Source organism: Amycolatopsis sp. CA-128772, from assembly GCF_002904295.1.
Lineage (GTDB): Bacteria > Actinomycetota > Actinomycetes > Mycobacteriales > Pseudonocardiaceae > Amycolatopsis.
In genome coordinates this window covers 1-14,688 of sequence record NZ_PPHG01000057.1, presented here as the reverse complement: position 1 = coordinate 14,688, position 14,688 = coordinate 1, and the positions used below count along the sequence as shown (strand labels likewise).

The 14,688-nt window shown below is 68.7% G+C and carries 10 protein-coding genes and 1 tRNA gene; 1 reads left to right on the top strand and 10 read right to left on the bottom strand.

Translation table 11 applies throughout. The features are described 5' to 3' along the window. The 5 genes from C2L59_RS19980 to C2L59_RS19960 all read right to left on the bottom strand — a co-directional run. On the bottom strand, nucleotides 1-2,900 hold a 2,900-nt coding region (locus C2L59_RS19980), incomplete at its 3' end, for a pentapeptide repeat-containing protein (RefSeq protein ID WP_158263095.1). Between the two features lie 58 nt (nucleotides 2,901-2,958). After that, a complete protein-coding gene (locus C2L59_RS19975; protein ID WP_103351020.1) occupies nucleotides 2,959-3,489 on the bottom strand; it encodes a toll/interleukin-1 receptor domain-containing protein in 531 nt (176 codons plus the stop codon). A 99-nt stretch (nucleotides 3,490-3,588) separates the two neighbouring features. After that, the gene (locus tag C2L59_RS19970) at nucleotides 3,589-4,143 is read right to left on the bottom strand and encodes a hypothetical protein (protein ID WP_233223600.1); all 555 of its coding nucleotides are present in this window, start codon (nucleotides 4,141-4,143) and stop codon (nucleotides 3,589-3,591) included. A 451-nt stretch (nucleotides 4,144-4,594) separates the two neighbouring features. Beyond that, the gene (locus tag C2L59_RS49865; RefSeq protein ID WP_255410274.1) at nucleotides 4,595-4,723 is read right to left on the bottom strand and encodes a hypothetical protein; all 129 of its coding nucleotides are present in this window, start codon (nucleotides 4,721-4,723) and stop codon (nucleotides 4,595-4,597) included. 119 nt (nucleotides 4,724-4,842) lie between these two features. Then, nucleotides 4,843-4,916 (bottom strand) — tRNA-Thr (locus C2L59_RS19960). A 133-nt stretch (nucleotides 4,917-5,049) separates the two neighbouring features. Here C2L59_RS19960 and C2L59_RS19955 point away from each other — a divergent pair. Next, nucleotides 5,050-6,717 carry a hypothetical protein gene (locus C2L59_RS19955; RefSeq protein ID WP_199199161.1) on the top strand — a complete coding sequence of 556 codons (1,668 nt, stop codon included), beginning with the start codon at nucleotides 5,050-5,052 and terminating at the stop codon, nucleotides 6,715-6,717. 52 nt (nucleotides 6,718-6,769) lie between these two features. Here the strand turns inward: C2L59_RS19955 and C2L59_RS19950 are convergent, their stop codons facing one another. The 5 genes from C2L59_RS19950 to C2L59_RS19930 form a co-directional block, all read right to left on the bottom strand. Further along, nucleotides 6,770-9,016: an N-6 DNA methylase gene (locus tag C2L59_RS19950; RefSeq protein WP_103351018.1), complete on the bottom strand. Its 2,247-nt coding sequence runs from the start codon at nucleotides 9,014-9,016 to the stop codon at nucleotides 6,770-6,772. Further along, complete coding sequence (locus tag C2L59_RS19945; protein WP_103351017.1) at nucleotides 9,016-9,660, bottom strand: hypothetical protein; 645 nt, start codon at nucleotides 9,658-9,660, stop codon at nucleotides 9,016-9,018. Before C2L59_RS19945 ends, C2L59_RS19950 begins: the two co-directional genes overlap by 1 nt. Nucleotides 9,661-10,044: 384 nt before the next feature. After that, entirely contained in the window at nucleotides 10,045-11,250 is a 1,206-nt protein-coding gene (locus tag C2L59_RS19940) for a DNA polymerase III subunit delta' (protein WP_103351016.1), read from the bottom strand. Further along, a complete protein-coding gene (locus C2L59_RS19935; protein WP_103351015.1) occupies nucleotides 11,247-13,358 on the bottom strand; it encodes a dTMP kinase in 2,112 nt (703 codons plus the stop codon). Before C2L59_RS19935 ends, C2L59_RS19940 begins: the two co-directional genes overlap by 4 nt. Nucleotides 13,359-13,495: 137 nt before the next feature. Beyond that, nucleotides 13,496-14,113, bottom strand: a complete 618-nt coding sequence (locus C2L59_RS19930; RefSeq protein WP_233223599.1) for a hypothetical protein — start codon at nucleotides 14,111-14,113, stop codon at nucleotides 13,496-13,498. Nucleotides 14,114-14,688 lie beyond the last annotated feature (575 nt).

The following is a 14,688-nucleotide window of genomic DNA, read 5'->3' as shown; positions in this document are numbered from 1 at the left end:
GTGTGTCCGGTGAACGTGTTCAGGACCTCGCCGGTCATCACGTCCCAGACCCTCGCGGTGCCACCGCTGTCGGCAGTGGCCAGTCGAGCCCCGTCCGGACTGAACGCGACACCCCGTACCGAACCGGTGTGTCCGGTGAACGTGTTCAGGACCTCGCCGGTCATCACGTCCCAGACCCTCGCGGTGCCATCGCTAGCTCCGGCGGTGGCGAGTCGGGTCCCGTCCGGGCTGAACGCGACACCCCAGACCGAACCGGTGTGTCCAGTGAGCGGCTGGAGTCGGGTTCGGACGGGCGGCGGCGGGGTCGGTAAGTAGTCGCCGCTGTGGACGTGACGGAGTTGGTTGGTGTTCACGCCGATCAGGTCTGTGTTGTCCAGGCGGCAGTGGTGAAGGAACGCACCGGCGAGGTCGGCGTCGCGCAAGCTCCCGTTGACGATTGTGGTCTCGTGCAGCACGGCTCGTTCGAGGCGCGCAGCCTGAAGATTCGCGTGAGTGATGTTGACGTGGTCCCAGCGGGTTTCGCGCAGATCTGCTCCAGCTAGCGTGGCAGCGGTGAACACGAGCGGCTTGGCCCTCGTACCGATGAACTGCCATCCCCGTAGCCGGGCACCGCTGAGATCGCTGCCGACCAGCGTGGGGTCTGGTCGGGCGTGTGCCCTTGCGTGTAGCGCGTACCGGAGCCACAGTTCGCTGGCTCCTTCCAAGTACGGCGTACGCCACCGGTTCAGGGTGGCCCGGAGTGCCTCGTGATCGTCGTCGTCGGCGATCAACTGGCCCAGGAAGTCCAAAGTCTCCACCGACGGGATGGGAAGGCACCAGTCCTCACGGCGGTCATCGCGTATCGCGTCGCATAGGTATTGGGCGAAGAAGTACTCGTGGATGGAGCTGTGCGCGAACTGAAAGTCGGGGCGGTCTGGCCCGCTGTGGTCGTTGCGAACTACGAACGTGGCGGTGCGCAGGTCCTCCTCGAGTTGATCGCGAGAGATGTTCCCGTAGCGCCTGCCAAGCAGGGGATCCGTGGCGAGCTGTTCGTCAAGCCAATCGTCCAGGTCGGCGCTGTCGACCCGCCGGTCACCACGCCTCCATGACCACGCGGCCAGTCGAGCCATCAAGGTGAGCTTGTGGTCGGGACGCAGGCGGTGCTTGCCGAGGTCTCGTGCGAGCCAGTCGCGCAAGACCTGCCGGTAGATCGTGGCGGCGTGCACCGGGCGTTGCTGCGAGAGGCGGTCTTCAATGAACGGGATCTGCGCGGCGACCTTGGTCAGCGTATACGGGCGTGTGGCCAGGTCGGACAGGTCGTGCACTGCTCCCAGCATGTCCATTACCTGCGTGACATCCTGTTCCGGCAGTGCCTTGTGCAGGTACTCACGGATCTGCTCGTCGGTCAGCGGCAGCAACATCAGAGCGACGTAGTCCTCGGCGGCTGCGAGATCACGGTCGTGCTCGAGGAAGTGCCTGGACTGCTCCCCGAGAGACCGGAAATAGTGGGTCCGGCAGGACACCAGAACCTTGGTGTCCTGGCCGGCGAACGGGGCGTATACCGTGCCCTTGCCTTTCATCCGGATCGGCCGGAGCTTGAGCAACTCGTGGGTGAAGGCAACACCTTGCGCGGCGTCGAGCCGGACCAGGACCTCATCTAACCCGTCGATGATGAACAGGGTGGGTACCGTCTTGGCTCGGGCGATGACCTCCTCCCCTGACGGTAGGCGCATGTCGCCGGCCGCCCACCCGTGGTTGATGCATTCGGTCAGGATGGTGGGCAGGGAAGGGACTCCGTTGCTCAGGTTCCCGAGACGCCGGAGGTCGAAATACAGCGGCTCGGGCCGCAATGGGGTCGGCTGGGCTTGTAGTCGGTCGGTCAGCTCCTGGCAGGTGATCGTCTTGCCGGTGCCGTACTCGCCCAGCAGCGCGGCAAGCGGGGGGCTGTCCGAATCACGTGCCCACTCCATGAGGTACGTCACGACATCCTTCACCCGCCGCTCTTGGTCGGGCGCGCCGACGGCCGTGTCGGGATCCATGCCGCCGGGACGGCCATGCAGGTCAAAGAACTGATCCTCGCACGCCTCCTTAAGCATGCGCCGGTCTTTCGTGCCCATGTCGAGCGGCTTCGCGCTCCCACGGTCGAGCTGGCGATAGATGTGCTCGACGAGGTTATTCACCCACTTGTCCCGGGCTGAGGGGCTCCTCAGCCCATTGAATGGGACGCCCTGGAACAGGCGGGGGTAGACGGCCTTGGTCTCAAATTCACCCGATCGGGAACTCGTAGGCCGCAGTGGCACCGGCATCACTGTGGGGCCGAATGAACCGCTGTAGGCACGCAGCGTCTCGCCGAGCCCAGGTTGTGAATACCAAGCGTTGCTCACCGCAACCACCACCAGTTCGCTGCCCGCCACCTCCATGCGGAATCGCTTTTCCCAGTCGTCACCGATCAGCACGTCCTTATCGGATCGCCACACGGCGATTCGGGACTGCTCGCCGCCCAACGCTTCGACCAGCAGGTCCCACAGGGGTCCTGCTGTAACGTCGTCCGCCGTGGCGTTGCACAGCACAATCCGTCTCGGCCCGAGCACAGTCGCCTTCCGATCCTCGATGAGCACGTCACGAACTGCCTCGTGCTCACGCAGTGGTGCGCCGGCCACGTCGACGCGCTCGGCCCAGAAGCTCAGCGTGCGGCCCCGCACGCCCGATTTCTTCGCACCGTGGACCTGCACTTGGAGATCCACACTCGCCTCTGCCGCGGCGGCGTTCACCGCCTTGACCAAGCGCTCCAACGCCTTCGTCGCGGCCGCCCGGGTCCGCTGGGCGAACAGCAGATGCTGCACCTGCTCCACAGACAACTCGTCCGCCGTCCCCATCGCGTCCAGCAACAAGCCCATCGCCTCGCGGTCGACCGCGCTCAAAGACACCCGGAGCAACCGGGTGCGAGCCGTGGCGTGAGGTAACCGTTGCATGGGAAAATCACTGCTTCCTGTCGTCGCGCATCGCGTAGTGGTCGAGCACTCGATGCACCTCGGTCACAAGGCCGTTCACCCACGCGTCCCGCGCCGACATCCCGCGCGTCTCGCTGAACGGTCGTTCATAGCCGTAAATCTGCTTGCTCTTCAGCCCACGCCAGTCCGCCTGCTTGCTGACCTGCCGGAGCAGCAACGGAACCACACGCTTGCCGGGGACGTCGACGAGCGCTGGCAGTTCGACGCCGGTTATGTACTCGCTGCCGAGGAAGGCGTTGCTCAACGCGACAATCCCGACCTCAGCCGCCGACAAGGCGTCGTGAATCCGGATGCCCCAGTCCTCGCCGACAAGGATTGCATCAGCCGATCGCCAGAGCTGGAACTCATACACCCGGTCAATGGCCATCGCCTCGGCCAGCAGGTCCCACAAGCGCAGAACCAGCGCCTCGTCCCGCCCGGCGAAGCTGAGGAAGACCCGCACCAGCGGCTTGCCCGAGTTTCCCACCTCCAGGCGCATCTCAGCTTTGTCCGTGCTCACGCTGGCCTCCTGACGCCCGCCTGTCGGAATGTGTCGTAGAAACGTCTGATTAGGCGAGTACTCTACAGCGGAGGCGGCGGGGGGTCCAGGGATCGAGCGCTACTCGGCCCGGACTTCACGAGGGCGGTCTACCGCAGCCAACAGGTGTTGCTGCTCCTGCTTGAGGCGGAGGAAGGACTCGCGCACGTACGTTGCGAACGGAGCACCAGGGTGGCCGATGAGGGCTCGCTCGTGTACGCCGTCGGCCTCCGCCGCTAACACGATCTCCAGAGAGGCCACGTGGGCGCAGAAGTCGCGCAGCGCCTGGGGAAGATCAGGCTCGATCAGGAGGTCGGCATGCTCGACGATCAGATCACGCATCTGAAGGTTGACCGGCCGCAACGCCTGATTCCTCCACCGGCGCCAGTCGCTGTCGGCCCTCAGAGGACTCCGATCCGCCTTGCCTGGCAGCCCCGAATCGCGCAGCGCCTCCCAGACGCGCTCGTTGACCTCCACAAGCGCGTTGAGAGGCCCGTACAACTCCCGAAGCTGGCTGTTCACCCTGGCTAACCGAGCCTGACGCCGCTCTTGCCTGATCTGAGCACGCTGGTTGAGGACAAACACGAGAACCGCGACCAGCACGCTCGCGCTCGCTGTGATCACTGCCGCCGACACGAGCACAGCTTGCCGTACTCGTCGATCGGATCACCAATAGCGTGACCGAGACTGACGGGTTCGATCGCTCATGAACGTCCGCTCATATGCCGCTTATCGGTCGTTCGGAAAACGCAACGCTCACCAACCGACAGCACGAGATCCTGTTCCACTTCTGCACTGCCGTCGGTAGCCCCGCGACTGGCAACGTGGTGGTCCACAGCCGTGGCAAGCGGCAGGGGAGGACACCCGTTGTTCGGCGCGACGTTCGCGACCCCACCGGCGAGTGGTCGTTGACTACTTTTCGCGGCCGACCGCCGGGGATGGGGCGCCAGCCCACACGCTTCGGCGGGCATGCCCGCGGGTTGAACTCAGTGCTCAGTGGCCCCGGTGGGCCGCCTCAATAAGTAAAGAACCTTGCGAGTCCAGAGCCGCCTGGGCTTGCAGACCGACGCCGACGGACTCCGCTTGGCTACGCCGGCCCAGGAATCTCGCGGTTGGTCGAGCACAGCAGGACCGTCGCGACGAAGCCGGTCCACCGGAAGCAGATCCACTCGGTAGCTGAGTCGGACGCGATCATGACGGACTTGTCTTCCCCCATGACGGGTGAACCTACGGGCTTTCGTCGTCCGCCGACCAGGCACCTTAGACGCTCACTTAGACCCTCACCAGACGAGTCAGGCCCCACCCGAGGTGTCTCGGATGGGGCCTGACCTGCGGAGCCGCCTGGGGGAATCGAACCCCCGACCTATTCATTACGAGTGAATCGCTCTGGCCGACTGAGCTAAGGCGGCGTGTCTCCGGCTCGCGCTGGTGACGGTAGCAAGTGTAGCGGAGGCTGCGCGCGTCACTTCTCGGGGGGACCGTCGTTAGGGCCCTATGACGTCGGTCTCACTCCCCCGTCGATCTATCTGGAGGCTCTGGCACATGCGGCGAAGACTGCCCCGCTCGGCTGCGTTGCCGGCGGCTGCGGCGTTGCTCCTGCTCAGCGCGGCGCCCGCGAACGCCGATACGACCTACCCGACGACGCCGATTCCGCAGCCGGCGAATCCGGGGCAGGCGCCGATCTCGGCGCCGATCGGGCCGCAGCCGCTCGGGCAGGCCGTCGGGGATGCCGGGACCGCGCTCGGGATCGTGCGGTTGCTGCCCAATGCCGTGCCGACGAGCACGATCCTGCCGGGGTTCGGGCAGACGCTGCCGAAGCAGTCGGCGCTCGAGGCCGGGATGGGTTTGTCGAGCGCCTCGGCGAACTCGGACGCCTACCTGAGCTACGAGAAGTCGATTGCGCAGGCGTCGCCGTTCGGGGTGTCCGTGGGCGGGAACGCGCCGCAGACGCCGGGCAGCGTCGTGCAGACCGCGCTGCCCGACAACCCGCAGCCGGTCAGCGGGGGGCTGAACGCGCCGTCGAACCCGCTGCTCAACGTGGGGCTGCTGAACGGGAGCGCGCACGCGCGGTGGAGCCAGACGCTCGGTCCGTGCGTCGACACCATCGCCGACGCCAGCACGTCGGTGGCGAGCCTGTCGCTGCTGAACGTCGTGCCGTCGATGCCGAACCTCGGGCTGGACGCGCTGAAGCCGAAGCTCGACCCGAGCTCGCTGGCGAGCGGGTTCGACCTGACGAAGGGGCTGCAGAGCCTCGGCGGCCTGCTGCAGGGCGGCGGGCAGACCACCGCGGACGGCAACGGGTCGCTGCTGAGCCTGCCGAACACGCTGTCGTCGCGGTCGCAGGTGAAGCTGGTCGACATCCCGGGTTCGAAGAACAAGGCCGTGCAGTCGACGTCGACGCTGCAGGCCGCGGACATCGAGATCCTCAAGGGCACGCCGCTCGCGCTGAGCATCAAGGTGGCCAGCCAGCCGACGCTGAAGGTGACCTCCACCGGCGACGCGAAGACGTCCAAGGTCGAGTACACCGCGCCGGTGCTGACCATCGAGGCCGGCGGCAAGGTGCTGTACACCCTCGACGCGGCGCACCCGACGAAGGACATCCCGATCGGGCTGCCGCTGAAGCCCCTGAGCGACCAGTTCGGCGCGGTCAAGGACATCCCGGTGGTCGGCGGCCTGCTGGCCACCGCGGCCGGTCAGGTGCAGCAGGTGGGCACCACCGCGGGGACCGTGCTCGACCTCGGCGTGCTGCGGCTGAGCATCGCCGGGCTGGACCAGAAGTCGGCGAACATGACCACGCCGTTCAAGGGCTTCCAGCTGGGCGCGTCGGCGCGGATGTTCGACCTGCAGCTGCTGCCGACGACCAAGCTCAAGAGCCTGCTGCCGGACGACCAGGCGAAGAACCTGCCGTCGTCGCTGGCCCAGCTGTCGCTCGGCGAGCAGATCGCCCGGGCGTACGCGCCGACCGGCGGCGTGGTCTGCGGCACGACGTCGACGTCGCCGCCCGCGGGCGGTGAAGCGCCGAAGGGGCCGGTGAAGAACCTCGCCTACACCGGAGGCGCGTACGACACCGTGCCGCTGTTCTGGACGGGCACGGCGATGCTGCTGCTCGGCGTGGTCATGGTGGCCGCGATGCCGGGCGCCCGGCGGCGACCGCTGGCCGTGGCCGCCGAGGCGAAGCCGTTCAAGCCGTCACCCCGCCCGCGCGAGTGACCCGAGGGGTGTGAAGGAGCCCGCCAGGCGCGCCTGGCGGGCTCCTTCACGTTCAATCCTTCTCAGGGACCATCAGCACGGGCAGCAGAAGAGCCTGGAGCCGCTCCGCCGTCGAGCTGAGCTCCCCGTGCAGTGCGGCCGCGGCCCGGAACGGTTCCAAGGTCTCGACGATCGTGCGCTGCACCGGCAAGGGCGGCAGCCAGACCGGCATGGTTCGCAAAGTCCCGGCGTTGACGTGCTGGATGGCGGTGCCAGTGGCGTGCTCCGTGAGCCATCGAGCGACCGTGGGACTGCTCAGGTAGAAAGTCAGGAACTCCGGGTCCACCTGCTCGTTCGGGCGGAACCGGACGCACCCGGGTCCGAGCAGCCAATCCGTCTGCTCTTCGGTCACCAGCCCGAACCGGCCGAGTGTGCCGGTACGGGCGCTGACCACGTCACCCGCCTTCAACCGGTACCTGACCATGCGGCCGGCCGTCGAAGGAGGGACGAACTCCAGCTCTCGGATCGTTATCCGGTTGTCCCTGATGTGGCGAGGCAGCACTAACGGCGTCCACGACGACGACGGTGGGCCCTCTCTCGGCGCCGCGCCCGGCCCCGCGAGCACGTCGCACACTGTTTCGAGGCTGACGATCCGTTCGGCGCGCTGAGGACGCCAGCCCGCGAGGAGTGCGTCCAGCGCTGACCCGAGCCTGGCCCGGACGTCCTCGGCGCGCAGCTCGAGTTCGCGGAGGGCTCCCCAGGAAGCGTCGAGTTCCCGGTTGACGAGGTCGGCGTCGACGTGCCCGGGTGCTTCCCCGACGTAGCGACCGGGGACGAGGTTGAAATCGTTGCCGCCGATCTCCTCGAGATCGGCGGCTTGCGAAAAACCGGGCACTCCCGTGAACTCGCCGAACGTGTCGCGGTCACGCCAGCGCCGGTATTCATCGCGGATCTTCGTGGTGTCGTCCTCGCTCAGCCGTCGCTCAGCGCGCTCGACGAGCTCGCCGAGCGACCGTGCGTCGATGAACAGCACCTGCTGCGGGCCGGGCCGGTCAGCAACGCCTCGGAGCACCCACACCATGGTGGGAACTGCGGTGAACTTGAACAGCTGAGGTGGCATTGCTATGACACACTCGACCACCCCGCTCTTGACCATCTTGCTGCGTATTTCCTTCTCCCGGCCCTGCTGGGAGGACGCACCCGTCGGCATGATCACCGCGGCCCGGCCCGTCGGCTTCAGCTTGTCCACCACGTGTTGCAGCCAGCCGAAGTTGGCGTTGTGCGCAGGTGGCTCGCCGAACCGCCACCTCCGGGACCTGGGCGAATCCATGTGCGCGTTGAACGGCGGGTTCGCCAAGATGCGGTCGAAGCGGCGGTTCGGGAAGAGATCCTGCTCCACCGCGCTCATCGGCCCGGCGATGTCGGCCGCCACACCGTGCAGCGCGAGGTTCATCTTGCTGATGAGCAACGACCACGTCTGCGATGCCTGCCCGTGCACGCGTCGGCTGCCGAGCGCAGCCGCGTCGCGGCCGATGCGTGCAGCCACCGCGGTCAACAGCTCACCGGAGCCGCAGAAGGGGTCGTACACCTGATCGGACGGCCCGGGTTCGAGCACCTCGACCAGTACCCTCGCCACATCCGGCGGGGTGAATTGACCGCTACCGCGCCCCATGCGTCGTTCGAGCTCCGCCAGAAGCGCGTCAGCGATCCGCGCACCGGTCGACTCCGGACCGACGACGTCGCCGAAACCGATCCCGTCGATCTGCTGGGCCGCGCTCAACAGGGACGGGTCGGCGGCCTGCTCGAGCATGCGGAAGACCGGTATCGCCTGGCCGCCCGCCGTGCGGAACGAAATCGTGGCCAGCGCCGCCTGCGCCGCGGGCCAGCTTTTGGCCGCGGCGATCCGCGGCCAGACGTCGGCCCGGCATGTCTTGACGTACACGAGCCCGAGCAGGTACTCGAGAGCGGACGCAGTATCGTTCCCGCTCCGCAGGTGGTTCAAGGCGGACCACAGCTGCGCCGGCCAAGAAGGCGGAGCCGGCCGCGTCGGCGTCGGCGCGGAAGCCGGCGCTTCGGGCAGGCCGGCATGGGCTCGGAGGCGATCCCCGTAGGTGGCCCCCGGCGACTCGCCGGGCTTCAGCCGGTTCTTCGGGATTTTCCGCTTCCGCAGCCAGCTCACGACTTCATCAGGGTCGAAGCACTCCTGCCCGGACACCACACGCGGCTGCGGAAAGTCGGGGTACCGGGCTCGCCAGTTGCTGACCGCGCTCAGCCGGACTTCGGCACCGTTCGCGATGTCCGTCAACGACAGATCGCTCATTACCGCCCACTTTCCGGAGGCGCCGGGCGCTGCTTCAGCGTCCGCTCGACGCGGTCGTACGGCTCCAGCTGCGTGATCATGGCAGGCGAAAGGTAATCCAGCACGCGCCGGATCGTGCGGTGATCGGCTTCCAGGTGACGGTGGTGAATGGGCTCGTGGTGCATGATCCGGTTTCGGAAGAGCAACACGGTGGTCAGATCGTGGTGCAGCGCACCACGGCCTCCTGGGTAACGAGGGAACACTTTGTGCAAGTACGGCACCCAGAGGTCCCGGGTGTAGTTGCGGCTGACCAGCGACACCCAGAAACCGAGGGACAGCTCGGCCACGACGTTGTCGGCCGTGCCCGGACGGCCGCGCTCGGTCAGCTTTCGCCGGGCGACGGCCACGAGCTGCGGTCCCTTCTTCCGAAGGGGCGCGACCGACCACCAATCGTCCCGGCCGAAGCTCTCGCTGAGCTGCCGGTGGAGCGCGTTGCGCAGCGCCACTTCCAGGCAGTGCAGGGGGAAGTAGAACGCGGCCGAGACGTCGACGTTCCACCAGTACAGTTCGATCGCCGCCGCCAGATCGCCACCGGCCTTGGCGAGGTACGGCGCAAAGCGCGGCGACGAAAGCGCCTCACGGACCCAACTCGGCTCGGTGCTCATCCTGCGCCTCCATCGGCTTCATGGCAGCACGAAGATGTGCTACTGTTCTGGGGTACGCCCCGGGTTCGCCTCTGCTTCGGTATGCCACCCGGGGCATCGCTTTGTCCGCCGCCGAGTCGCAGCAGCGCCGCGGCCTTGACCGCCTTGCTTGTCCGTTGGTCGCCTCTGAAGGCTAACGCGACGCATCCGCTCTTGCAAGTACTTCGAGTACACAAAAATCCGTGAACTACCCCCGGTGGGACCGGTTCGCACCGTTGCACATCACGATATAGAGGAAATAGCTGCTCAGTCGCCTGTCGGCTGAGGAACGACTGCGGCGAAGTCAGTGGCGGCCATCGCGAGGTCGACTGCTTCGAGGTTCACAGTTTGCCGCAGTGCAGCCACTCAGCCCTGGCGAAGCGTCATGACCATCGCCTCGACGGCGATGCGCGGCTTCACGTTCAGATCGATCGCCTCACGGCATTCCAGCACCGCTTCGAGGCGGCGAAGCGTCGACTCGGGTGTCCACGACGCCGCCGCCTCGCGGATCTGGTCGGCGTGGTCCGGGTGGTTGAGCGTCGCGCCGGAGCGGGTCGCCGTCACCAGGACGTCGCGGTAGAAGCCCACCAAGTCGACCAGCGCCAGGTCGAGCGTGTCGCGCTGGGTGCGGGTCGCGCGGGACTTCTGCTTCTTCTCCAGCTGCTTCACCGCGGCTTCCGCGGCTCGCTTGGCGCCGGCGACGCCCTTGCCGATGCCGTCGCCGCCCATCGCCGTCCGGAGCTCGTTGCGCTCGTCTTCGTCGCGGGCCTTGCTGGCCTCGCCCGCGTCCGCCTCGGCCGCGCTGATCAGCTGGTCGGCGCAGGTGAAGACGTCGCTCATGCGGCGGAGGCCGAGCGGGATCCGCAGCACGGTGGCCCGGCGCTGCCGCGCGGCCTCGTCGGTGGCGAGCCGGCGCGCGCGGCCGACGTGGCCGCCGCACACCGAAGCAGCCCACTGCGCGCGTTCGGCGTCGACGTGGTCGCGGCGCATCAGCACGTCGGCGATCGCTTCCGGCGGCGGCGTCCGGAGCGTCACCAGGCGGCAGCGCGAGCGGATCGTCACCGAGACGTCCTCGGGGTGGTCCGAGGGCGCGCAGAGCAGGAACACCGTGCGGTCCGGCGGCTCCTCGACGGCCTTCAGCAGGGCGTTCGACGCGCCTTCGGTGAGCCTGTCGGCGTCCTCGATGATCACGACCTGCCAGTTGCCGGTCGTCGGGCGGCGCGCCGCGGCCTGCACCAGCGCGCGCATCTCGGCGACCGAAATGGACAGACCTTCCGGGACGACCAGCCGGACGTCGGCGTGCGTGCCCGCCATCGTCGTGTGGCAGCCGGGGCAGGCGTCGCAGCCGGTGCCGGTGCTGCACTGCAGGGCCGCGGCGAACGTCCGGGCGGCCACCGAACGGCCGGAGCCGGGCGGGCCGGTGAGCAGCCAGGCGTGCGTCATCGCCCCCGGCGGCGCGGGCTCGCCCGCGATGATCTTGGCGGCGGCCGACGCGGCCGAGCTCAGCGTCTCGACCGCGGGCTCCTGGCCGACCAGCTGGTTCCAGACGCCGATGCGCTCGATCGTCGTCACTTCGCCTCCACGCGAGGCTCTTCCGGAGTCTCGACGGGCAGGGTTTCCAGCGGCAGGGTGACCGGCTTCTCCGTCGTCGGCGCCAGCGCGGCCAGCCGGCCGACGAACACGGCGCGCAGCGCGGTGCGGATACGCTCGGCGACCTCGACGTCGGTGCCGTCGGCGTCGATCACGACGTACCGGTCCGGGTCCGCCGCGGCCATCTCGGTGAGCAGGTGCCGAACGCGCCACTGGTCGTTCAGCGCGGCCGACTTGTCGCGGGGGGCGCCGTTCGGGGCGGCGTCGAGCAGGACGGTCAGGTCCGGGCGCAGCCGGCCGGTCGCCCAGTCGGCGAGGCCTTCGAGCTCGTCGCTGTCGAGCCCGGCGACGGCGGACAAGTGCGCCAGCGGCGAGTCGACGAACCGCTCCATCACGACCACCGAACCGGCGTCGAGCGCCGGCTGGACGTGCCGCTCGACGATGTCGGCCCGCACCGCGGCGGCGGCCAGCGCCTGGGCCCGCGCCCCGGTGAGGGAGGCGCCGGAGACGAGCGCGGTGAGCCGCTGGTCGTCGAGCGCGGGGTCGGCGGCGACGACGACCGGCCGGGTGCCGCCGCGCATCCAGTCGGCGAGGTTCACGGCCTGGATCGCGGTGTTGATCGCGGTGGTGCCCTCGACGGCGATGAGGAAGCCGTTGACCCGCCGCGGCGAGCGGCGCAGCGCGTTGCGCAGGTCGGCGAGGATCGGCTCGGTGCGCTTGTCGTCCATCTGCCGGTAGGCGAAGAGCCCGGCGACCAGCGCGATCGCGGCGCCGCCGAGCATCACCGGGCGCGTGCCGTCGATGGTGAGCGGGTTGCCCCAGACGGTGATCGTGTGCCGGTGCACCGCGCCGACGAGCAGCGGGACGGTGACCGTGGTGCCGAACAGGACCAGCTTCATCATCAGCTGGTAGATCGCGTTGATCCGGCCCCGGATGCCGTCCTCGACGCGCGAGCCGATGATCGTCACGCCGGTCAGGAACGCGGTGCCGGCGCAGATGCCGACCAGCACCACGGTGATCAGCGAGATGGTCAGGTGCGGGGACAGCGCCACCAGGGCGAGCGAGACCGCGGCCGCGACGATCGAGAGGCCGAACAGCCGGTCATGCGGCAGCCGGCGGGCGAGCTTGGGCGCGAAGACCATGCCGGTGGCGAGGCCGAGGAAGACGGCGAGGACGAGCAGGCTGAAGGCGGAGTCACCGGCCAGCAGGCTCGAGGAGTACGGCTTGGCCGAGCCGATCACGGCACCGCCGGCGACGAACGCGCCGAACGCGCCCACCAGCAGCCCGCGCACGAGCGGCGTGCTGCGGATGAACCGGAAGCCGTCGGCGATCATCGCGCCGATGCCGAGCTTCTCCTCGTCGGCCTGCTTGACCCGCTGCTCCGGCAGCATGTGGACGTTGCGCAGCGAGAGCTCGGGGATCCGGGTGGCGATCAGGATCGCGCTGGCCAGGTAGAGCAGGCCGGTGATGATGACGACCAGCTTCGCGATGTTGAGGCTAGGGTCGCCGGGGAACAGGTGGAACGTCGTGTTGACGCCGGTGATGACCGCGTTCGCGCCGGCCGCGGTGATGACGGCGAGGCCGTAGGTCATCACCATGCCGAGCTGGTTGGCCGTTTCGACCTGGTCGGGACGGCGGAGCAGGTTCGGGACCGCGGCCTCTTTCGAGGGGATCCACATGCTCGACGCGCAGCCGACGAGGAAGTTGCCGGCCAGCAGCCACCAGGGCGCGCTGACGATCGCGATGGACAGCAGGAAGACGCACCGCAGCAGGTCGGCGACCACCATCACCTTGCGGCGGTCGAACCGGTCCGCGAGCAGCCCGCCGATCGGGGCGAACAGCAGCCCCGGCGCCAGTCCGGTCAGCACGACGCCGACGAAGGCGAAGTTCTGCGCGAAGTAGTTGTCGGTCAGCTTCGTGGCCAGGCCGGTGAGGGCCAGGATGTTCAGCCAGTCGGCCACGCTGCACAGGTACGTGACGCCCCAGAGCCGCCGGAAAGGTTTGATCGCCAGTACCCGCCGGACCCGGTTCATCGTGGACGCCTCGGCGCCCGACGACGCACCCGGGCCGGCCCCGGGTACTGATCGCACGCCCTCGCTGATACGCCCACCCCATTAGTCACCGCGGTGCCGGACGCCTCGCGCGAGAGCCCGACCGTGAAGTCAGGGTAGCCCGATCGGCGTCTGGCACGCGGGACGGCCCCGTGGTGCGGGGCCCGGGGTGACCGCTAGTCGAACAGTCCGGTGACGCTGCTGACCAGGCTGGACACCATCTCGATGGCGACGAAGCCGAACACGATCAGCAACACGACGGCGAGCATGACCCCGGCCGCACTCGACGACGGCCGGTTGAAGGCCGGCATCGTCACCGAAGGCATCCGCGGCAGCCGCCGCCGCTTGACGGGCACGACGTCGACGTCGTCGACCTCGTCCTCGGCCAGCGGATCCTGCCGCACGGGCCGCATGATCTGCGGCGGCCGGCTCGGCCAGGTGCTGCGCTGCCGGTTCCGCTGCCGGGGCAGCAACCCCATCGGCGGTGCGCCGGCTTCGCCCAGGGTGCCGGCGGGCGGGATCGCCGCCGGGGTCCGCAGGCCGGCCCGGTCGTCGTCGCGAAGCGTTTCCTCGACCATCCGCCGCACGGCTTCCTCGTCGGGCTGCACGGGCCCGGCCACCGGGATGGCGCCGGGCTCGTGGCCATTCGGAACCGCGGTCCGTGGCTCGGGTGACGCGGTGACCAGCCCGGAGACCGGATCCGCGAACATCTCGCCAGGGGCTTCGGACAGAGTGCCGTCGCGCTGAGTGAGCTCGGGGGCATTGAAGAAGGGAGCCTCACCGTTCGCGCTCATGGTGACCACCTCACTACTGAATGTCCTCGCCTTTCCAGGGTAGCGACGCTGGCGGATAACGCATCCGCCCAATGGCTCGGTCTGCTGTGGAGGGTCGGTCACGCAGCGCAAGCACGCACCCGAACCCACTGCAGTGTCCAGTCCGGCGGTGGTCCGGTCGACCGCCAATGGTGACGGATCGTAGTGAAACCGATCACAGTGGCGGCGGGCGGCTGCTGGCCAGTTGCTGGCCGTGGGTGGCCAGTTTGCCGGATTGCGCTTCATTGGGGCATGGGGCCGGCTGGAGGGCGCGGTTCAGGGCCTGGGTCGAGCCACGCCGGCGCCGGCGCGTGGTGGGCGCGGGCTCGGGTGGACGAGGCGGGCGCGCCGACGGGTAGCGCCAGCGGCGGGCGCGCCCGCCGGGCCGACACGGCTGCGGTGCGGCTCGGCCAGGACACGGCACGGCGCGAGGTGCGCAGCGCGGATGGATGCACGGCACGGCGCGAGGTGCGCAGCGCGGATGGATGCACGGCGCGGGCTTCCAAGCCGGCCGCCGCGAGCGCCGTCAGCCGCGCGACCCGCACGAGAAACTCCCT

Coding starts and splice junctions, on each gene's coding strand:
- C2L59_RS49865 (WP_255410274.1), bottom strand. CDS start 4,723: ATGGGGGAAGACAAGTCCGTCATGATCGCGTCCGACTCAGCTACCGAG.
- C2L59_RS19955 (WP_199199161.1), top strand. CDS start 5,050: ATGCGGCGAAGACTGCCCCGCTCGGCTGCGTTGCCGGCGGCTGCGGCG.
- C2L59_RS19950 (WP_103351018.1), bottom strand. CDS start 9,016: ATGAGCGATCTGTCGTTGACGGACATCGCGAACGGTGCCGAAGTCCGG.
- C2L59_RS19945 (WP_103351017.1), bottom strand. CDS start 9,660: ATGAGCACCGAGCCGAGTTGGGTCCGTGAGGCGCTTTCGTCGCCGCGC.
- C2L59_RS19930 (WP_233223599.1), bottom strand. CDS start 14,113: ATGAGCGCGAACGGTGAGGCTCCCTTCTTCAATGCCCCCGAGCTCACT.